The organism is Bartonella grahamii ATCC 700132 (genome assembly GCF_000518085.1).
Classification (GTDB): domain Bacteria; phylum Pseudomonadota; class Alphaproteobacteria; order Rhizobiales; family Rhizobiaceae; genus Bartonella; species Bartonella grahamii.
The window spans coordinates 154,084-176,249 of record NZ_JACX01000001.1; the positions used below are offsets into that span (position 1 = coordinate 154,084).

The 22,166-nt window shown below is 37.5% G+C and carries 12 protein-coding genes; 11 read left to right on the forward strand and 1 reads right to left on the reverse strand.

The genetic code is table 11. From position 1 onward, the window contains the following. Positions 1-246: 246 nt before the first annotated feature. On the forward strand, positions 247-1,779 hold the full coding sequence (locus U736_RS0100595; protein ID WP_026500143.1) for a YifB family Mg chelatase-like AAA ATPase: 1,533 nt from the start codon (positions 247-249) through the stop codon (positions 1,777-1,779). 11 nt (positions 1,780-1,790) lie between these two features. On the opposite strand, the gene U736_RS0100600 is transcribed toward U736_RS0100595, so the two are convergent. Then, positions 1,791-2,696: an ABC transporter substrate-binding protein gene (locus tag U736_RS0100600; RefSeq protein WP_425290140.1), complete on the reverse strand. Its 906-nt coding sequence runs from the start codon at positions 2,694-2,696 to the stop codon at positions 1,791-1,793. Positions 2,697-4,209: 1,513 nt separating this feature from the next. Here U736_RS0100600 and gyrB point away from each other — a divergent pair. The 10 genes from gyrB (at position 4,210) to U736_RS0100660 (ending at position 22,133) form a co-directional block, all read left to right on the forward strand. Beyond that, positions 4,210-6,642: a DNA topoisomerase (ATP-hydrolyzing) subunit B gene (gyrB, locus tag U736_RS0100605; protein ID WP_012754469.1), complete on the forward strand. Its 2,433-nt coding sequence runs from the start codon at positions 4,210-4,212 to the stop codon at positions 6,640-6,642. A 118-nt stretch (positions 6,643-6,760) separates the two neighbouring features. Further along, the gene (gene ubiE, locus U736_RS0100610; RefSeq protein ID WP_012754468.1) at positions 6,761-7,543 is read left to right on the forward strand and encodes a bifunctional demethylmenaquinone methyltransferase/2-methoxy-6-polyprenyl-1,4-benzoquinol methylase UbiE; all 783 of its coding nucleotides are present in this window, start codon (positions 6,761-6,763) and stop codon (positions 7,541-7,543) included. Between the two features lie 2 nt (positions 7,544-7,545). Next, the gene (ubiB, locus tag U736_RS0100615; protein ID WP_012754467.1) at positions 7,546-9,132 is read left to right on the forward strand and encodes a 2-polyprenylphenol 6-hydroxylase; all 1,587 of its coding nucleotides are present in this window, start codon (positions 7,546-7,548) and stop codon (positions 9,130-9,132) included. A 68-nt stretch (positions 9,133-9,200) separates the two neighbouring features. Next, the gene (gene coaBC, locus U736_RS0100620; RefSeq protein WP_012754466.1) at positions 9,201-10,622 is read left to right on the forward strand and encodes a bifunctional phosphopantothenoylcysteine decarboxylase/phosphopantothenate--cysteine ligase CoaBC; all 1,422 of its coding nucleotides are present in this window, start codon (positions 9,201-9,203) and stop codon (positions 10,620-10,622) included. A 1,882-nt stretch (positions 10,623-12,504) separates the two neighbouring features. Continuing rightward, positions 12,505-13,224: a sulfate transporter family protein gene (locus U736_RS0100635; RefSeq protein ID WP_012754465.1), complete on the forward strand. Its 720-nt coding sequence runs from the start codon at positions 12,505-12,507 to the stop codon at positions 13,222-13,224. Positions 13,225-14,232: 1,008 nt separating this feature from the next. Continuing rightward, positions 14,233-15,153 carry an acetyl-CoA carboxylase, carboxyltransferase subunit beta gene (gene accD / locus U736_RS0100640; RefSeq protein ID WP_012754464.1) on the forward strand — a complete coding sequence of 307 codons (921 nt, stop codon included), beginning with the start codon at positions 14,233-14,235 and terminating at the stop codon, positions 15,151-15,153. Positions 15,154-15,157: 4 nt separating this feature from the next. Further along, entirely contained in the window at positions 15,158-16,477 is a 1,320-nt protein-coding gene (locus U736_RS0100645) for a bifunctional folylpolyglutamate synthase/dihydrofolate synthase (RefSeq protein ID WP_012754463.1), read from the forward strand. A gap of 42 nt (positions 16,478-16,519) precedes the next feature. Continuing rightward, positions 16,520-17,518, forward strand: coding sequence for a complex I NDUFA9 subunit family protein (locus U736_RS0100650; protein ID WP_012754462.1), 999 nt, complete (start codon positions 16,520-16,522; stop codon positions 17,516-17,518). A gap of 718 nt (positions 17,519-18,236) precedes the next feature. After that, positions 18,237-19,634 (forward strand): adenosylhomocysteinase, encoded by a 1,398-nt coding sequence (gene ahcY / locus U736_RS0100655; RefSeq protein ID WP_012754461.1) that lies wholly within the window; start codon positions 18,237-18,239, stop codon positions 19,632-19,634. A 33-nt stretch (positions 19,635-19,667) separates the two neighbouring features. Beyond that, positions 19,668-22,133 carry a sensor histidine kinase gene (locus tag U736_RS0100660; RefSeq protein ID WP_012754460.1) on the forward strand — a complete coding sequence of 822 codons (2,466 nt, stop codon included), beginning with the start codon at positions 19,668-19,670 and terminating at the stop codon, positions 22,131-22,133. Positions 22,134-22,166 lie beyond the last annotated feature (33 nt).

Genomic DNA, 22,166 nt, shown 5'->3' on the forward strand with positions numbered 1-22,166 from the left:
TGCACCGTTGTATAACACGAACAGCCTCATTCTTTTTTCTTAACATATTTATTTAGCTTATTATAAATGTTTTATTGCGTCCCATACTATCATGGTTAAATTTGTACAAATGACTTTCCATGAGAACGCTAAAAAACTGCCTATGTATGTAGATCTCTCTATAAAAAAAACCATAGAGATGCTTCTTGATTTTTATGCATAGATATGATTGTCTCTACAAAGTCTGAAGGGGGGGAAAATAAATAAATGATCGCACATGTTACAACTGTTGCTTTTCGCGGTCTAGAAGCAGTCCCTGTCGATGTACAGGTTATGATTTCGTCTGGTAAAATAGGAATGGCTATTGTTGGATTAGCTGATAAGGCAGTTGCAGAAAGCCGTGAACGTGTGCAAGCAGCCCTTCACGCTTGTGGACTTTCTATGCCTACTAAACGGATTACGATTAATCTTGCACCAGCTGATTTGCCTAAAGAGGGCTCGCATTATGATTTGCCAATCGCTGTAGGCTTAATGCTTGCTATGGGAATCCTCCCTCCTGAAGTAGCACAAGACTATATCATTTTGGGAGAATTATCACTGGATGGTTCACTTACCGCTGTTAATGGTGTTTTACCAGCTGCCATGACAGCTTTATCACTCGATAAAGGACTGATTTGTCCCTTCCAATGTGGACCTGAAGCTGCTTGGGCAAATGCAGAAATAAATATTCTTGCCCCAGAGACTCTGCTCACTATAGTCAACCATTTCAAAGGAACCCAAATTCAAAAACGTCCACAACCACGCCAATATACTATCGAAACTGAACTCCCAGATCTTTGCGAAATCAAAGGACAGAAAACAGCTAAACGTGCCTTAGAAGTTTGTGCTGCTGGACGCCATAACCTTTTGTTTGTAGGACCTCCTGGTGCTGGGAAATCTATGTTAGCGCAACGCTTACCTTCCATTTTGCCACCTCTTGATAGCCGTGAGCTTTTAGATGTCTCTCTGATTGCTTCTATTACAGGAGAAACGGTTCATAATACCATTTCACTTCATTGCCCCTTTCGTTCCCCACATCATTCTGCTTCCATGGCCGCAATGATTGGTGGGGGACTTAAAGGACGACCGGGAGAGGTCTCCCTTGCCCATAATGGTGTGTTATTCCTTGATGAATTGCCTGAATTTTCTCCGCAGGTTCTTGATTCTCTTCGTCAACCCTTAGAAAGTGGGGAATCGGTTATCGCCCGCGCTAATCACCATATTAGCTATCCTGCTCGCTTCCAACTCATTGCCGCAATGAATCCTTGCCGTTGTGGTATGGCAGGCGAAAAAGACCATGTTTGCGCTAAAGGAATACGCTGCCAAATCGATTATCAGTCCCGTATTTCTGGTCCTCTGCTTGACCGAATTGATTTACGGATTGATGTCCCTGCTTTGACAGCTATGGACCTTATGCAACCAGAACAATCAGAAAAAAGCTGCGATGTTGCCAAACGCGTCGCACGATGCCGTACCATTCAAGCTAAACGTTTTGCAACAATGGGGTTTGATCATATTCGCACCAATGGCGACTGCCCTGCCAAAATTATAGAACAGATTGCCATTCCTGATAAAAGTGCGACCATACTCTTACGAGATGTGAGTGAAAAAATGCGCCTCTCTGCACGCGCTTATCATCGCATTCTCAAAGTTGCACGCACAATTGCTGATCTTGACGGATCAGATAATCTTTCACGCTATCATCTCGCAGAAGCTATTTCCTATCGATTAGGCGCAGAAAGATTAACAGCTCTTAACTAAAAAACTATTCATCAATAAAAACTTATTGGAAAATAACGCAAATAAAGTTCTGTAAGTTTACCATCCTCTTCTAGAGATTTCAGCGCATAATTGAGTATATCAACCAATTTTTCATTCTTTTTTGCAACAGCAAGCTGCATTCCTTGTCCTAATAACTGTGGCGCCATATATGCCCCCCCAACAAAATGGCAGCAATCAACAGATTTTTGTTTTTTGAACCATAACGATAAAGCAAATCCATCATCAAAAATAAGGTCAATTTTACGCTCCTGTAATGCTTTATAGAGCTCTTCTCTCTTTTTAAATCCTTGCCATTTTGCTTTAGGAAAATAATGATGAAAGAGCTTTTCGTGAATACTTTTAGACAAAACACCACTGGTTAAATGTACCAATTGATCGCTTATTGGCTCATCGAGATTTAAAAGTCGAGAAGCAACAAATCGCGCTGGAAAGCGCAAATATGACTTTGTAAAAACAAGATCTTGCTGGGTTTTACTTGTTTCTTTTAAACCCGCAATAATGACTTCTGCACCACCATTTTTAACATGTTCTATAAGCTCTTTCCAAGGAATTACTTCTACTTCACAAAGCTTTTCTAATTTTAATTTTGAGCAAATAGCGCGCAATAAATCGATGTTATAACCTGCAAGATGCCCCGTTTGATCAAGGAAATTAAAAGGAAGAAAATCAAAAGTTGTTACAAAACGCAAACGAAGGATATCCGTTGTATCTGGTTGTACCAAATGTTCATGCGAATCAAAAAAAGAAGGTAACCTTTCAGCTCCCGCGTAAGAGGAAAATAGAATCCCCCCTGTTACAAATAAAGTACGAATAAAAATATTGTATGGATTATTGAATAAAAAGTACCGTAAACACAATTGAAGATGTTTTACATATATAGATTTTTTTATTTTCAAAATCTCTCCCCCATTTTTCAAAACTAAGATGCAACTCTTCTCGATTATTATCTAATGCTCTTCACCAAAATATCTGGCGTTTAATAAATAAAATTCTTGCTATTTTTAAAAACCATTGAAAATGCCTAAGCTTTTGGTGTTAATTTTCCCAAATGAATATATAAAAATGTAATTTTAGAGAAAGGCGATTTGATTTTTTAAATATAAGAAATAAGCTGTACATACTTTAGTGGCACACTCTATTTTATCAAAATATCCCGCGTATCTTAAAATATTAAGATACTGATTTATAATGATAATTTATTATTTATATGTTGAATAAAAAACGTTATTTCAAATCTATTTATATTGAAAACATCAAAACCATTTTCTTGCGTATCACAACCAGAGGGAGCATATAGATACTATTAAAGAAAAGAGTAAAAATACCCTTCAAATGCCGAGGGTTTTCTCAACATTAAGGTTGCATCAACATTTAAGAACCGGAAAATAAAATGATGATGCTGGTTTGCGCCTTATTGTCAATATGGGCAAAATGAGGGACATGAATCTTGTAGTATTCACAGGGTATTTTGCGTTATACTATTCAAACATCGTTGTAAAATGAGTTAGGAACATTGAGAGATCTTTCTTAAAGAAGCGCGTGAATAACAGCGCAATGGTGTTTTGTTTTAAATGAGGGACGTAACCTCCATTATAGGAATGAGAAAAACAAAAGCGTAAGACAATGCGTCATCACCCTCATTATTTAAAAACATCGCCGTAGACGTTTTTAAAAGTTGTAAAACTGAATATAAAGAACGATAGTGGAAACGTGCTTTTACATTTACGCCTTTATATTTTCCACATTTTAAAGATGACACAAACTAATATACACAGTATTTTCTCCTCAATCTAACATACAAAAGTTTGAGCTGCTTAGAGTGCTCGTAACCTTTGTTTTAAATATACGGCAGCATTAGAATTGAAAATTGATTTATGGATAAAACAAGTAAGACCTTTGTTAGTCTAACACAAAAATGCATAACTAATTTTGGAACATTACGCATATGCAAAAATAAACAAAATAAATAGCATCATTATTGTAAAAGCTTAATTGACCTTATCCCCCCCCTCAAAGGAAAAGGATTCCTATTAGCGTTGACGTCTAGACAATCCTGCTTCTCTCGACTAATTCCTCGAGGCTATCCACTCATGCGCTTCATTTAACTAAAGATTATACAAATCAACCCTGCTCCGAATATTCACCACGCACTTTAAAAATACCTAATGTATCAAGGTAGTGCTTACTTTCCTTATATCACCATATCACCGCCCTAAATGACGGAGTTTTACGACATAACAGTACAATCTCATTTCATCATTCTCTTCATTATATATCGACAGATATTGAATCTAGTTCTGATATACGGTAAATGTTTAATGTGGTTATTCCATAAATAACTGATCAGAACATTAAGCTTTAAAAAAGCAGATAGAATATTGTAAATTGAACACAGGAATGGACTAACTTATGAGTGATGAAATAACCTCAGCGGCACAAAGTGATGATTATGGCGCTTCTTCTATCAAAGTCCTCAAAGGTCTTGATGCTGTACGCAAACGTCCTGGTATGTATATTGGTGATACTGATGATGGATCGGGTTTACACCATATGGTCTATGAAGTTGTAGACAATGCTATCGATGAAGCTTTAGCCGGTCATGCTACTCTTGTAAACGTCACACTCCATGCTGATGGTTCTTGTTCTGTTCGTGATAATGGACGTGGAATTCCAACAGATATCCACCCAACAGAAGGTGTTTCTGCAGCTGAAGTTATTATGACACAGCTTCATGCCGGCGGAAAGTTTGATCAAAACTCTTATAAAGTTTCAGGTGGATTACACGGTGTTGGCGTCTCTGTTGTGAATGCATTATCCGTTTGGCTTAAATTGCAAATCAGACGGAATGGTAAAATTCATGAAATATCATTTACCCATGGAGTGGCTGATGCTCCATTAAAAGTTATTGGCGATTGCGATAAAGAAAGTGGAACAGAAATCAGATTTTTACCAAGTTCTGAAACTTTTACTATGGTTGAGTTTGATTTTGAAACTTTGGAGCGCCGTTTACGGGAATTAGCCTTTCTAAATTCTGGCGTTTATATTCTCCTTGTTGACGAGCGTCATGCTGATACTAAATCAGTTGAATTACATTATGAAGGTGGATTAACGGAGTTTGTCAAATATATTGATCAATCAAAAAAAGCCCTGCTTGATAATCCTATTTACATTGCAAGTGAAAAGGATGGTATGAGCGTTGATGTTGCCCTATGGTGGAATGATTCTTATCATGAGAAAGTCTTGTGTTTTACCAATAATATTCCTCAGCGTGACGGTGGAACTCATTTGATAGGTTTTAGAAGTGCCCTTACGCGCCAAATTAATGGCTATGCTGAATCTTCAGGTATTGCTAAAAAAGAAAAAGTAAACTTAACCGGTGATGACTGCCGTGAAGGATTAACAGCTATTCTTTCTGTCAAAGTTCCTGATCCAAAATTTTCTTCACAAACAAAGGATAAGTTAGTCTCTTCTGAAGTGCGCCCTATTGTTGAAAATTTGGTCAATGAAGGTCTTTCAGTGTGGCTGGAAGAACATCCTCATGAAGCAAAACTTCTCATTAGTAAAGTGGTAGAAGCTGCAACAGCACGTGAAGCAGCACGCAAAGCACGTGAACTCACAAGACGAAAAGGGGCGCTTGATATCACTTCTTTGCCAGGAAAACTTGCCGATTGCCAAGAACGTGATCCTGCAAAATCAGAAATCTTTATTGTCGAGGGGGATTCGGCTGGCGGTTCAGCAAAAAGTGGGCGCTCACGTCAAAATCAAGCAATTTTACCCCTTCGTGGTAAAATCCTCAATGTTGAACGAGCACGTTTCGACCGCATGCTTTCATCTGATATGATTGGAACACTTATTACAGCTCTTGGGACGTCTATCGGTAAAGATGAATTTTCACCGGATAAATTACGTTATCATAAGATTATTATCATGACAGATGCGGACGTTGATGGAGCCCATATTCGTACTCTACTGCTCACTTTCTTTTTTAGACAAATGCCCGAGTTGATTGAACGTGGACATCTTTATATTGCTCAGCCTCCTCTTTATAAAGTATCGCGTGGAAAATCTTCCCAATATATTAAAAATGAAGCAGCATTTGAAGAATTCTTGATCGATACTGGATTAGAAGAAACAACGCTTGAGCTTTCAACGGGAGAAGTTCGTGCAGGGGCTGATTTGTATCAACTCGCTAAAGATGCTCGTATATTACGTCAACTTTTAGATGGTCTTCATACCCGTTATGATCGTAATATCGTTGAACAAGCAGCAATTGTTGGCGCTTTTAATCTTGAAGTCTTTGCAACACAAGAAAAAGCGCAAAAAATAGCAGATACTATAGCACACCGCCTTAATCTGATTGCTGATGATATGGAACAAGGTTGGAGTGGACAATATACAGCAGATGGAAACTTATGTTTTGAGCGTATTTTGCGTGGTGTTAAAGATGTTGTTACGCTTGATGTGGGACTTATAAATTCAACTGACGCACGCCAAATTGATCGCATTTCCCAAAATTTTATCGACATATATCATCCTCCTGTTCTTTTACGTCGCAAAGATAAAACAGAGCGTATTTTTGGTCCTATGAGCCTTTTAGAAAGCATTTTTACAAATGGTAAAAAAGGTATTACTCTTCAACGTTATAAAGGCCTTGGGGAAATGAATGCTGAACAGCTTTGGGAAACAACGCTTGATCCTAATGCACGTTCTCTTTTACAAGTAAAAATTAATGATGCAACCGATGCAGATTCACTCTTTTCTCGTCTCATGGGTGATGAAGTTGAACCTAGACGTATTTTTATTCAAGACAATGCCTTAAGCGTTGCCAATCTTGATATCTAAAGGTACTCTTCTGTTTTTAGCTGTGTAAATGTCGCAGTTTTATACGTTGTTTTTTCGTATTTGAACATTCTCTCTCTATTTCATTTACGATAAAAGAAAAATAAGGAAGGTCATACACATGGCAGTTGAAACAGAACGTGTAGGAGCCAAGGGTGGCATGGAGCACTCTTTTGGTTTTACAAGAGTAGATGAAACACAAAAACAATCCATGGTGGATGGTGTGTTTCATTCTGTTGCTGAAAATTATGACAAGATGAATGATATCTTATCCTTAGGGCTACACCGTGTGTGGAAAAATTCCATGATTGCTTGGCTTTCCCCACCAGCACTTTCTCATTGGAAAGTTCTTGATGTCGCTGGTGGTACAGGTGATATTGCTTTTCGTATTCTTAATGCTTCACGCCAAAAAGCCCATGCTACAGTGCTTGATATTAATGGCTCAATGCTCAGCGTTGGCAAAAAACGCGCACAAAAAAATGGTCTTGCTCCTCTGATTGATTTTGTTGAAGCCAATGCAGAAAATCTACCTTTTGAAGATCAAAGCTTTGACGCTTACACTATTGCTTTTGGAATTCGCAATGTTCCTCATATTGATCAAGCTCTTAGAGAAGCTTTTCGTGTTTTAAAGCCCGGTGGACGTTTTTTATGTTTAGAATTTTCAAATGTCGAGATGCCTTGGCTCGATAAAATTTATGATCTTTGGTCTTTCCATGCTATCCCTAAGCTTGGTCAATTTATTGCAAATGATGGTGATGCTTATCGTTATTTGGTTGAATCTATCCGCAAATTTCCTAAGCAAGATGATTTTGCCCATATGATCAAGCATGCAGGATTTTCGCGGGTATCGTACCGCAATCTCACCGGTGCGATTGCAGCGCTGCATTCAGGTTGGAAAATTTAAAAATGGTGCAAATTTCCCCTTACTTTCAATTGATGCGTGCAGGATGGGTTTTAACACGTGAAGGTGTTTTTAGTGCTCTTCCTCATGATGATCTTCAAGGATTTCCAGCGCTATGTCATCGTATAGCGAGTGCATTAGCACGACGCAAAACGAAAAAAAAACAGCGATCTGAAAATATTTCGTATGCCATTAATAAGCTTGGCCCCTCTTACATAAAACTTGGTCAATTTCTTGCCACAAGACCTGATATTGTTGGGCGTGATATTGCGGAAGATTTGTCACAACTACAAGATCGTGTCCAAACATTTTCTTGCACTGCCGCTGTTGCTCAAATTGAAAGTTCTCTTGGTCGCTCTATCGATGATTTATTCATAAATTTTTATCCCCCCATTGCTGCCGCTTCTATTGCTCAAGTTCACCCAGCTGAATACAGTGATGAAACTGGTCATAAGAAAAAATGTGCTGTAAAAGTTATTCGTCCTAATATCAGAGCACGTTTTTCTAAAGATCTTAGAGGATTCTATCTCATTGCTCACTTACAAGAGCGCTATATCCCTGCCTCTCGAAGGCTTCGTCCTGTTCGTGTGGTAGATACTTTAGCACAAACAACACGCCTTGAAATGGATTTACGGTTAGAAGCAGCAGCTATATCTGAAATGGCTGAAAATATTCAACATGATACAGGCTTTCGGGTTCCGCGTATTGACTGGGAACGGACAGGACGTAATGTTCTCACAATGGAATGGATTGATGGTATCAGAATATCCGAAATTTCCAAACTCAAAAAAGCAGGATTTGATTTGCAGGCGCTTGCCATTACACTTATTCAATCTTTTCTTCGTCATACATTGCGTGATGGTTTTTTTCACGCCGATATGCATCCTGGTAATTTATTTGTAGATGCAAAAGGATGTATTGTTGCTGTTGATCTGGGCATTACAGGAAGACTTGGCAAAAAAGAAAAGCATTTCCTTGCTGAAATTCTTTACGGCTTTATTACCCGCGATTACCATCGGGTTGCACGCGCCCATTTTGAAGCAGGTTATGTTCCTTCATACCATAATATTGAAAGCTTTGCGCAAGCCAACCGCGCTATTGGCGAACCAATACACGGACAATCAGCACAAAGCATTTCCATGGCTAAATTGCTTACTTTATTGTTTGAAGTCACTGAATTATTTGACATGCAAACGCGACCTGAACTTTTATTGCTGCAAAAAACGATGGTTGTTGTGGAAGGTGTTGCCCGCACATTAGACCCCACTTTTAATATGTGGAAAGCTTCTGAACCTGTTGTCAAAGAATGGATTAGTAAAAATTTAGGGCCCGTAGGCGTTGCAAAAGACTTTAGTGAAGGAGCGCAAGCTCTCCTTTCGCTGGCACGCAAAACACCACAATTGGTTCAAAATTTCCAACGGATAGAAGAAGATTTCGATCAAATGAGAAAAACAGGTTTTAATCTTTCTCCTGCCACCCTCAAACAACTTGCTGTCGAACAAAGTCGTAGAAACCGTTATGGTCGTTATAGCCTTTTCATCATTGCGCTTTGTTGCGTTTGTCTCACTTTTTACTTTTTTCATCTTTTCTAATTTCCTTAATATGCTAAAAATATCAACAATGAAATCATTGCAATCATTTTATTTCTTGGAGGTATTTTATGGCCAGTATTACTATTCGTAACCTGTCTCCTGAAACCAAAGAAGCTTTGCGCATACGCGCCGCGCAAAATGGTATTTCTATGGAAGAAGAAGTCCGACGCCTTTTAAGCAATCCCACTCCTTTCACCACACAACCCTCTCATACTAGTGCTGTTGAAGTGCAATCATTGAAATCAAAATCTCTCCTTCTTATTATTGGGGGAAGTATTGCATCCTATAAAGCACTTGATTTGATTCGCCGTTTACAAGAACGTGGAGCACACTTAAAAGTTGTTATGACAAAAGCAGCGCAAAAATTTATTACGCCTTTAGCCGCTGAAGCTTTAAGCGGTGGTACTGTATATACTGATTTATTTTCACGTGAAGAAGAACACGATATTGGACATATCCGATTAGCACGTAATGCTGACCTTATTATTTTAGCCCCTGCTACAGCCAATCGCATTGCAAAAATAGCCAATGGCATAGGAGATGATCTGGCTGATTGCATCCTTTTAGCGGCACGCTGTCCACTCTTAATTGCACCCGCTATGAATCCGTCCATGTGGGCGCATTCAGCCACTATTCGCAATGTTGCACAACTGCGCGCAGATGGCGTTCATATCATTGGACCAGAAATCGGAAATATGGCTGAACGTGACGAGATAGGATATGGGCGCATGAGCGAACCTTTAACGATTGTCGCTACCATAGAGGCTCTTTTGAATGTGCATGAAAAACCTCTCTCTGACCGCCATTTCATCGTTACCTCTGGCCCTACCCATGAACCAATTGATCCGGTGCGTTATCTTGCTAATCGGTCTTCAGGCAAACAAGGTCATGCCATCGCAACCGCTCTTGCGCATTTGGGTGCAAAAGTAACACTTATTTGTGGACCTGTTAATCTTGCAGACCCACAAGAAGTAAAAACCATTCATGTTGAAACAGCACAACAGATGTTACAAGCCGTTCAAACCGCATTGCCTGCTGATGGTGCCATTTTTGTCGCCGCTGTTTGTGATTGGCGCAGTCAAACGCAGTCTTTACACAAAATTAAAAAGAATGCTCATAAAATACCACCATCCCTTCATATGGTCGAAAATCCTGATATTTTAGCAACGATTGGACACGCTCCAAATCGCCCCTCATTGGTCATTGGTTTTGCTGCTGAAACATGTGATATCATTGCCAATGCGCAAAAAAAATGTGTTGAAAAAGGAGCTGATTTCATTCTTGCTAATGATATTTCTCTTCAACTAGATGGCACAAGTGTCATGGGTGCTGATACAAATCAAGTTTATCTCGTGAGTAAGGAAAAAGTTGAACAATGGCCCCATATGAGTAAACAACACGTAGCGCAAAAATTAGCAAACATGATTGTATCATTTTTTGCCCCCCAGACACCTACTCCTCATGAGGAAAATATACCCCATTTCAAATAATAACTCTTCAAATGCATTCATATTAAAACACCTTATAAAATAGAACTAACAATAGGTGTCTATCTATCTCGATTAGTATACAATATTTTGATTTATAGTGATAATCTAGCGTTGTTCATATTAAATTAGAATCCCGAATATCGTAAGATTCTCTCATTTCAAATCTCTCTCATGTTGAATCAATAAAAACCATTTTCTTGCACGTTGCAAAGAAGGATAGCCGTATGAATACAAAACGTTTAAGAAAGAACTAAAAACGCTTATAATGGACCGTCTCAAGAACAGAGCTGTCGAGCAATACTGAGAGAATGATGGTGCCCGCCGTGCTCTTTTATTAAGTGTAAAGATAGTGGTGCCCTATAAGTTTTATATTATTCACGAGAGCTTTACCCTTATACCATTCACAAGCACTGTTGGGAAATGGGTGTGACGAGCGTTGGGAAATGTTTCTTTAAAAAATTCTATTTCACCCATAGCCATCATAAAAAGTAGGATCTATTGCACCTCTGTTTCCCCAGCTTATAAAAAACAAGCTATTATTTACTTTGCCTACCATCAATTTTGAGAAAGCTCTTGCACTGGATAAAATTTATAAAAGCATTTTCTTTCTTCAATGTTTTTATCCCCATATTGGTCCTATTTATGATGTGCAAATAAATGATTTTGATTGTTTCATGATGAGAGCGGCTAATAAAAAAATATGACAACTTTACTTGGGGCTCTTATTCACTATGAAAAATAATGTATAAATCAATGTATTATAACATCTCAATGCAATTTGAAGCATATCTCACACTGACGCTCATAAAGAATGTAGACAAAATTCATTGCACCACTGTCTATAAGTTTATGAAACTGACGCCTTTATTATTTTCCTCAGTGATCGGTCTTTAAAATTAAATGTGTGTGTCCTCTCTCTAGCATACCAAGACCACAAAGACTAGAATTTGATCCATGATATCCTCACATTGTGATGTTTCATGAGAAGCATTTTTAGTCCTTTATCGAAAGCTTTGTATCCATACATTGGTCTCGCCTATAATGTGCAAGTAAATAATTTTTTGATGTTGAATAAAGGCTTTGAAATTAAAGAATATTTCTATATTTTGGATTCTTATTCAAGTTGAAAATGATCAATTCTCTTCATAAATTAGTGGTGTTATTATCTAAAAATTATTTGATACAGTGCACCACTTGTATGAAAAGTGCTTCAATGAATTCTTACCTCATTGCACTTATAGCTTTTAAAATTCAAAATCTCATCATTTTTAATCATCAGTGGTGTCTCCCACTCTTTGCTTCTTCTCAAGAAATTACCCTTCCATGGGATATGGACGGTCAATCGCCTAAGCTTATTTTCCACTTCTATCATATTAATCATTCTGTTGCCCAAATCAGAATATCTACAAGCTACTACGTTACTCCGATTCCATTGAACTCAATATGTTTTGAATAAAAGCGAGAGGCAAAAGCATGCCGCCAAATAGTATAAAAGTACAGAACATTAGGAATTGTGCAAAACAATTAAGCACGTAGATAGACGAAGTTAGACAACTCTACTGAATAAATAGAAGTCAACAACTTTCCTCCCAAATAGTTCTTATTCCTTAATTTTTCACATATATCATATAAACGCAATAAACTACACTCTGTACAAAAATATTAAAAATTTATTCTACAACAGCTGCTTTTTAAATTCTTCTTGATTTTTAAAAATCAAAATTTCTATTTATTCAAACTTTATTTTAAACAAAGAAGCCTTAGCCGTTTTTTATAATGTTCTTGAAAAGAAATCTTGTAATTCAAAAAAGAAAAAATTACACCGTACATTCTTTAAATATATTTCTTGTTTTTTTTGCTTCTTTTCTTAGTTTATTAATTTATGATTTTTACTGCTGCCTATCGTGCTTTACAACGTCTTCTGACCTCGCAATATAGTATTATGATACTGAAAGCATTGGGGATTACTTTTTTCATTCTCGCCATTTTATGGTTATGTGTGCACCAACTTTTTGTGTCTTACTTTTGGCCCTGGATTGCCCAGTTTCTTCCTGGACTCCCTAGTTGGGCGGGATGGATTGGTTTTAGCATGCTTATCATTTTTAATCTTGGTTTGGCTCTTTTGTTGGCTTTTTTGATTGCACCAATCGCAGCTATGATTGGTGGTTTTTTCATTGACTCTGTTGCTGAAATCATTGAAAAAGAGGATTACCCAAACGAGCCTATTGGACAAGCTTTGCCGTTTCAGCGTTCTCTTATCATTTCCTTTAAATTTGTTATTCTAAGCCTTCTTGGTAATGGAATTGCTTTTATTTTATTCTTCATACCAGGTATTAATTTAATCGCTTTTTATGTTATTAATGGTTATTTGCTTGGTCATGAATATTTCTTGTTTGCTGCTTATCGTTTTCGAACAGAGCAAGACGCACGTGCTTTTTTACATACTCATTATACAACGGTTTTTGGTGCAGGATTATTGATAGCGCTTTTTGTTTCGATTCCAATTCTTAATTTAGCAACACCGCTTTTTGCAGCCGCCTTTATGACATATTTACACAAAATGCTTTCCCAAAAGACCATGGCACGCATTACACAAAAATAATGTTACTTGACTTTAAGGCTAATAAAACTTGCCAGCCAAAGAAAGCATAATATAAAATTTTATGCTTTATCTTTATATTAAAGTAATGTATTGATTTATAATGATAATTTATCGTTTCACAACATGAGTGAAAAACTTAAATATCATGAGGCTTTCTCTTTTTAATCCTATTCATATTGGATCAATTGAAATCGTTTGTTAATATGTCATAAACGGAGGTGGTGTGTGGATAAAGGTACTTTCAAAAAGGCGTGAAATGTCTTTTATGAATCCTCTCAATGCAAACATTATCGTCACATTAAAACTGGAAAAAAGTATGATAGTATCGATTTGTACCTTCTATTTCAGTAAAAATGAAGAGCATAATGTATTTTATACCATTCATGGAGAGTATATGCTCTTCTGAGAACCGTCATAAGAGAGTTTTGGAGATTATTGAAAAATGTCTTTGTAAAACAAGCACATGAATGAGTTATATAATAGCATTTTTGAGGGTATTCTATTTTAAGGGTATTCTATTTTAATTGTGAAAAGCGCGCGCTTTAAAGAAACCTTTTGAAAAAAATCTTGCTCTGATGTTAGCGTTTCGCTAATATAGCGTTATCATATCGATTATCTTTAATGGGTTATTTTAGCCTTATTCACGTCTTATATTAGAAGGTTCCTTTTCTTCAAAACTGTTGATATGAATGATTAATTGGATATTCATTTTTATTAAAAAATAAGGGGTTTGTTAACCATCGCAAGAAGTGAATTTTAATACCAAAATAAAAAATAAAAACATGTAAGTTCTTAAACTTACGACAAATTTGTTATAGGATATACTCTTCATAGATATGATTGTTATGATATTGGAAAATTAAAAATTAAAAAAACAAGCTATACGTACACTGATAAAAGTATTAAATAGACTCCTTTGTTCCACCGGTAAAGCAAATGTGACTGCTTGGGTTCATATTCTTTCAAATCATGCGAAAGATGTGTAATATTTAAAGGAAGGTTATAAAGATGAACTGGATTACAAATTATGTTCGTCCTAAAATTAACTCTATATTGGGGCGCCGTGAAATTCCAGAAAATCTATGGATTAAAGATCCTACCAGTGGTGAAATGATCTTCCATAAAGATCTGGAAGCTAATCAATTTGTAGCTCCCAATTCTGGCCATCATATGCGTATCAGCGCTAAAAATCGTCTCATGCATTTTTTTGATGATGGTGTTTATACAGCTCTTGAAAATCCAAAAGTTGTAACAGATCCTTTAAAATTTCGTGACGAAAAACGCTATATTGACCGGTTAAAAGATTATCGTTCTAAACTTGGTGTTGATGATAATATTTTAAGTGCACGTGGTACGATTGAAGGCTTACCCATCATTGCAACCGTTCAAGATTTCGCCTTTATGGGTGGATCGCTCGGTATGGCTTCAGGAGAAGCTATTATTAAAGCTTTTGATACTGCCATTGCCGAAAGGCGCCCGTTAGTTCTTTTTTCTGCTTCTGGTGGCGCACGCATGCAAGAAGGAACACTCTCGTTGATGCAAATGCCTCGTACAACCGTAGCGATTGAAATGTTGAAAGAAGCAAAACTTCCCTATATTGTTGTGCTGACTAATCCAACCACCGGTGGTGTTACTGCTTCTTACGCCATGCTTGGTGATATTCACATTGCTGAACCTGGCGCTATGATTGGTTTTGCTGGTCCACGTGTGATTCAACAAACTATACGCGAAACCCTACCAGAAGGTTTTCAAAGTAGTGAATATCTGCTCGAACATGGTATGATTGATATGGTTGTATCACGTTTAGAAATGAAAACAACAATTGCGCGTCTTTTACGTTTGATGATGAAACGCCCTGCTGTTTTTAACCCTTCCGATCCATCCCCAACAGACTCTCAAACATCGCTTTCTACAACAAAAGCAGCTTAAATTTATGCAACAAAACCAGATACAAAGGGTGGTGGATGATTTACTAAAAAATTATCCGAAAAAATTTGATCTTTCTTTAGAGCGTATTATTCACCTTTTAGAGCGTCTTGGTAATCCACATTTAAAACTTGCCCCTATTATTCACATCGCTGGAACAAATGGCAAAGGATCTGCCTCAGCGATTTGCCGTGCTCTTTTAGAAAGTGCAGGATACTGCGTTCATGTCTATAGCTCACCTCATCTCGTCAACTGGAATGAACGCTGCCGGTTAGCTCAAAAAGGAGGTGGTCAACTTGTTACAGAAAACCAATTGGCTGAGACAATCCGTGAAATTATAAAAGTAAATCGCCAAGAGCCGATTACTATTTTTGAAATTTTTACAGCCGCTGCCTTTATGCTGTTTAGTACACATCCAGCTGATGTTGTCATTTTAGAAGTTGGGTTGGGAGGGCGTTTTGATGCTACCAATGTCATTAACAAACCAGCTGTATCGCTTATTATGCCTATTGATTATGATCATGAGAACTTTCTTGGAAACACAATTGCTCAAATCGCTTTTCAAAAAGGGGGAATTATCAAACCAAATGTTCCAGTGGTCATCGGGAAGCAAAATTATGAAGAAACTCTTGCTACTTTAATACCCCTTGCCGATAAAAATAAAGCACCTTATTCTCTATTTGATCAAGATTATCAAAGTTATAAAGAACATGGACGTATGGTTTTTCAAAACAATCAAGGTCTCATGGATCTTTCACTTCCTAACCTTATTGGAGACCACCAAGTTGCCAATGCTGGCGCATCTCTTGAAGCAGTTTGTCAAGCAGGTTTTCAACTTTCAGAACAAACCATAAATGACGCTTTGAAAAATATCTATTGGCCCGCACGGATGCAACATCTTATCCAAGGACATTTGGTTGATCAACTGTCTCCTAATATTGATTTATGGTTAGACGGTGGTCACAATCCTGCTGCTGGAAAAGTTATTGCGGCAGAACTTACACAATGGAGAAAAAAAACAGATCGTCCCATTATTATGATTGCTGGCATGCTCAATACCAAAGATGCTGTCGGTTATTTTCGTTCCTTAGCGAACCTTGTCGATAAAATATATACGATACCGCTGATTAACAATAATGCCAGTATCTCTCCAATAAAATTAGCTGAATCAGCGCAAAAAGCAGGAATCTTTGCTACTCCACAAGCACATCTACAAGATGCTTTGCATAAGATTAGAGCCGAATATAAAGAGGCAATTGTCCTTATTAGTGGTTCCCTTTATCTTGCGGGCGATATTTTACGTGACAATAAAACACCTCCATGCTAGAAATTGATTATTTTAAAGCTTTGAAAGATAGACTTTTTAATCATGCAACTTGATTGTGCACTTTATCAACATCCTAAACTTATTACTGTTTTTGGCGGATCTGGTTTTGTAGGACGACATGTCGTTGAAACTTTGACTAAGCGGGGATATCGCGTTCGTATCGCTGTTCGTTATCCACAAAAAGCTTATTACATGCTCCAAATAGGAGAAGTAGGACAAACCCAAATGCTTAAAACGGATATCAAGCATCGTGCCTCTGTTGCACGCGCGTTGCTTGGAGCTGATGCGGCAGTGTTTTTACCTGGTAGCTTAAAACAAGCAAATCAATCGAATTTTAAAAACACACAAATTGATGGTGCTTACAATGTTGCTGAATTAACAGCACAAGCTGCTATTCCACTCATCTATATGTCAGCACTTGTGGCTAACGAGAATGCTTCATGTCTTTATGCACGTGTTAAGTTTATGGGTGAACAAATCGTTCATAACAAGCATCCTCAAGCAATTATTATCCGTCCATCCGTTATCTTTGGACCAGAGGATTGTTTCTTTAACACCTTAGCAGATTTGTCACGTTTTTTACCAATTATGCCTCTTTTTGGGGGTGGGCAAAGCAAATTGCAACCCGTGTATGTTGGTGACGTTGCTGAGTTTATCGCGCGCGCTTTAGATGGACAGGTTGCTTGGGGAAAAAATTATGATCTTGGTGGTCCCCAGATTATCACCTTTCAAAATACTCTTGAAAATATACTCAAAATTATTCACCGTAAAAAAACAATCCTATCCATGCCCCTTTCTGCTGGTCTATTGATTGGAGGAATTTTGGGAACTATCGGTAAATTACCTTTTGTACCAACACTTGTAACAGCCAATCAGATACGTTTTTTGCAAATGGATAACATTGTTTCTAAAGAGGCTATAGAGAATGGATATACTCTAGAAGGTGTGGGAATTACCCCCAGAGCAATGGCTGCATTCTTGCCAAGTTATCTTTGGCGATTTCGTCCACATGGTCAATTTTCCCAAAACTTACTCGTCTAGAATAAATTTTTCCAAAACTGAGTTAATTATTTGATTTATAATTCATAGCTCGTTGTTAGCGGTTCTAAAATCAGAATGCTCAATAGAATAATGTTTTTGCATTTTAAATGCTCTATTCAGTATCACAAAAAATGTTTAATCGTATATCTATAGTATTTTGATAAAAATCGTTGAAAACAGGAGAAAAGCACTTCTTATAAGCTGTCTTTATCCAAGAGCAGATGCAACATTGGAATCCTAAAAAACCGATTCTGAATTGCCTATTCATAAATATGATAACCTATGGCTTTGCATTATATTATTTTGGTAGAAAGCTTAATAATGAGATTAAAGTAAGATAATACTTCCTTTTTCAACAACCGCATAAGCGAGTAGAATACAAGTATACTACTTTCGATATTATCCCATAAAAAATCGATATAAAAACTGTGAAGCAATGCACAATTTTTATTATTTAAAAGGTATTCTCTCTGGAGATTTTTAAAAGCTTTAAAGTTACGTGAAAAGGATAGAGTTTTGTTTATATAATAAGACTTATCATGAAGATCTCTTATTCTGTCATTAACATCATTAGTCAGATTCATAAATGCATATTTGTTGCACAAATTTATGGAGATTTTAAAAGAGCTTTTTCACATAAAGAAGTCCTCTTCTTGTCTTGCATTTTTTTTTAATTTCTCCTACCGTCTTGGAAAAACTTATTTTAAAGGAATAAAGAATGGCAGCTCAAGATTTTGTTGTCAAAGATATTGCACTTGCCGCTTATGGTCGTAAAGAACTTGATATTGCTGAAACTGAGATGCCTGGTTTGATGGCTTGTCGTAAGGAGTTTTCCTCTAATCAACCTTTGCGCGGAGCGCGTATTTCTGGCTCATTGCACATGACAATTCAAACAGCTGTTTTAATTGAAACATTAAAAGCGATTGGCGCCGATATACGGTGGAGCTCTAGCAATATTTTTTCTACGCAAGACCATGCAGCAGCAGCTATCGCCGCAACTGGTATTCCTGTATTCGCCGTTAAGGGTGAAACATTGGAAGAATATTGGACTTATATAGATGCAATTTTCCAATGGCCAAATGGTAATCCTTCCAATCTCATTTTAGATGATGGCGCTGACGCCACAAACTATATTTTAATGGGAAGTCGTGCAGAACAAAATAAAGATATCCTATCGCATCCCAAAACAGAAGAAGAAGAAATTTTTTTCAAACAAATACAAAAGCGTATGGATGCAACGCCAGGATTTTTTACACGACAGCGCGCAGCAATTAAAGGTGTAAGCGAAGAAACCACAACAGGTGTAAACCGTCTTTATCAGTTACAAAAAGAAGGGCTTTTGCCTTTTCCTGCTATTAATGTCAATGATAGCGTCACTAAATCAAAGTTTGATAATAAATATGGATGTAAAGAATCATTGGTCGATGGTATTCGACGTGGAACAGACGTGATGATCGCTGGTAAAACTGCCATTGTCTGTGGTTATGGTGACGTAGGAAAAGGTTCAGCAGCATCTCTTTCTGGTGCTGGGGCTCGTGTTAAAGTAACAGAAATTGATCCTATTTGCGCTCTTCAAGCAGCTATGGATGGCTATGAAGTTGTTAATTTGGATGATGCTGCTTCCAGTGCTGATATTATCATCACGACAACAGGCAATAAAGATGTTGTCCGTTTAGACCATATGCGACAAGTAAAGGATATGTGTATTCTTGGAAATATTGGTCATTTTGATAACGAAATCCAAGTCGCAGCCCTTAGAAATTTGCCATGGACAAATATTAAACCACAAGTTGATATGATCACCTTTCCCGATGGAAAACGCATCATTTTGCTCTCTGAAGGGCGTTTGTTAAACCTCGGGAATGCGACTGGGCATCCCTCTTTTGTCATGTCAGCCTCGTTTACTAATCAAGTTTTAGCGCAAATTGAACTTTTTACCCGTGCAGAACACTATACAAATGAAGTCACTGTTTTGCCTAAACATCTTGATGAAAAAGTTGCACGTCTACATCTTGATCGGTTAGGAATAAAATTAAGTGTTTTATCAGAAGAACAAGCCGCTTATATTGGAGTCACACCGCAAGGACCTTATAAACCAAACCATTACCGTTACTAAACATTTCCTTGGATTAAAAAAGGGAAAGATGTCGTGTGCAGCTTTGGTGACTATAACCCCAAAGAAAAAGCTCAAAAAATGATTCGAATCTATGCGTATATATTTTGCCTTTTTTTCTTTTTTTCTCCAACATGCGCTGTTGCTCAGTCATTGGAAGGTTATCTACCATTTTTCTTCACTTTACTAGATGGTCCATGGCTGCTTTTAGCGCTGTGTGGAGGAATTTCTTGTGCTTCACTTCTCACGTGCCTAGCTGTTATTATGCGTGCAAAAAAAACTGCACAGAAGCCTTTGAAGATAATTCAGGCAAATTTTTCTGAAAAACTTAAATATTATGAATGGCTTCTGGAAGAAACCGAGCAATTCCTTCTTATTTGGGAAAATCCAACAACCTTACCCCGTGTCGTTGGTGCCCTTTCTGCATTGCAAAAAATAGGAATCGACCAGAAAGATTTTCAGCGTTTTGAGCTCTGGGTTGAAGAAAATTCTCTGCGAGAACTTGATTATGTATTGACTCAACTACGTTGTAAATGTCATCCTTTTGATCTTTCTATCACCACCACAAACAATGTACTGCTGCAAGTTACAGGAGTTATCGCAGGAACAGTCGCTATTGCTCGTTTTCAAGATATCTCAAAACAACAGAGTGAAAATGCTCGTTTACAGAAAGATATCGCCCGCCTTCTTACTGAACTCAGAATGCAGCGTAATCTTCTTGATCTGATTCAAGAGCCCGTATGGATAAAAGATTGTGAAGGAAAAGTTTGTTTTATAAATCGCGCCTTTAGAGAAATGACAGACTTTCGTGAAGACAGTGATGAAGTGGGGGATCTTTTCAATGAAAATACACAACGCAAAACAGATGAAACAGAAACAATTTTTCAAGAACATGTTCACACAGTTATTGATGGAGAACGACATCGTTTTCATCTCACACGTATTACAACAGCCGAAGGGATGGCAGCTTTTGCGCGTGATGACAGCGCATATGAAAATCTTGCTCATGAATTAAGTTATGTTCTTCAAAGCCATTGTGAAACACTTGACCAAATTTCAACAGCTGTAGCTATTTTTGATACAAACCAAAAATTAAAATTCTGTAATCATGCTTTTAAAATTTTATGGCCGTTGGAGACTTCCTTTTTAGAAAGTGAACCAAGCCATACATTATTTCTTGAACGTCTACGTGAAAAAGGGCTCATTGCTGAACACCCCGATTGGCGCGCGTGGAAAGAAGAACTTTTTAAAGCCTATCGACAAACAGAATCGAACCAACAAATTTGGAATCTTCCAGATGGGCGTACGGTGCGTGTTATCTCGAACCCTCATCCACAAGGAGGTGTCACTTGGCTTTACGAAAACCTTACAGAAAAAATTGATCTTGAACGCCGTTATAATACACTTATTAAAATACAAGGTGAAACACTTGATAAACTTTCCGAAGGCGTGGTTGTTTTTGGTACTGATGGACGCCTTCGTTTATCGAATCCTGCCTTGTCGAAATTGTGGTCTCTTCCTTATAATTTACTGGTAGAAGGGACCCATATTACACAGTTACAAAGCCATTGTTCAGCCTTAACCTTAGGACAAGAATGGGATCAATTTACCAAATTCATTACCGGTTTTGCTGAAAAACGTGAAACATATTCAGGTCGTATAGATCTTAAAAATGATATGATTATTGACTATACTCTGGTTCCTCTTCCCGATGGACAAACAATGCTTACTTTTGTGAATGTTACAGATACTGTCCATGTTGCACGTGCTCTTCAAGAAAGAAATGAAGCATTAGAAAGTGCTGATCGTTTGCGTAATGAATTTGTCCAACATGTTTCCTATGAATTGCGTACACCTCTCACCAATATTATTGGATTTTCGGATATTTTACGTGATCAAATTTTCGGCTCTATCAATAAACGTCAACAAGAATATCTTGGGCATATTCATTCAGAATCAGGAACTCTTTTAAATATTGTTAACGATATTCTTGATCTTGCTACCCTTGATGCAGGCATTATGGAGTTGGACATAAAATCGGTTAATATTGCAGATGCTATGATACAAGCAGTAGCACGTATAGAAGATCGCCTTAATGGACGCCATATTACGCTTTTACAACAAATTTCTCCTTCCTTAAATTCCATTTCTGCTGACGAAAAACGCTTGCATCAAATTTTTGTGAATGTGCTGAGTAATGCTATTAATTTTGCAACGGAGGCGAGCACTATTGAATTTTGCGTCGATGAACAAGATGATAATATTGTCTTTAGCGTTCACAATGAAGGCTCTGATATTCCAGAAGACGTCCTTGATCGTATTTTTAAACGTTTTTCTTCTCATTCACACCATGGGGGACGTGCAGGAGCGGGTCTTGGCCTTTCCCTTGTGAAAAGTTTCGTTGAACTACACGGCGGGCATGTTGAAATTCTTACCGGTTCTGGAAAAGGAACAACAGTTAAATGTTTTTTCCCACTTCCCAAAGGAGATAAGATTTTTTAATTTCAATCTTTATCGTAACAAAAATTTTTCATC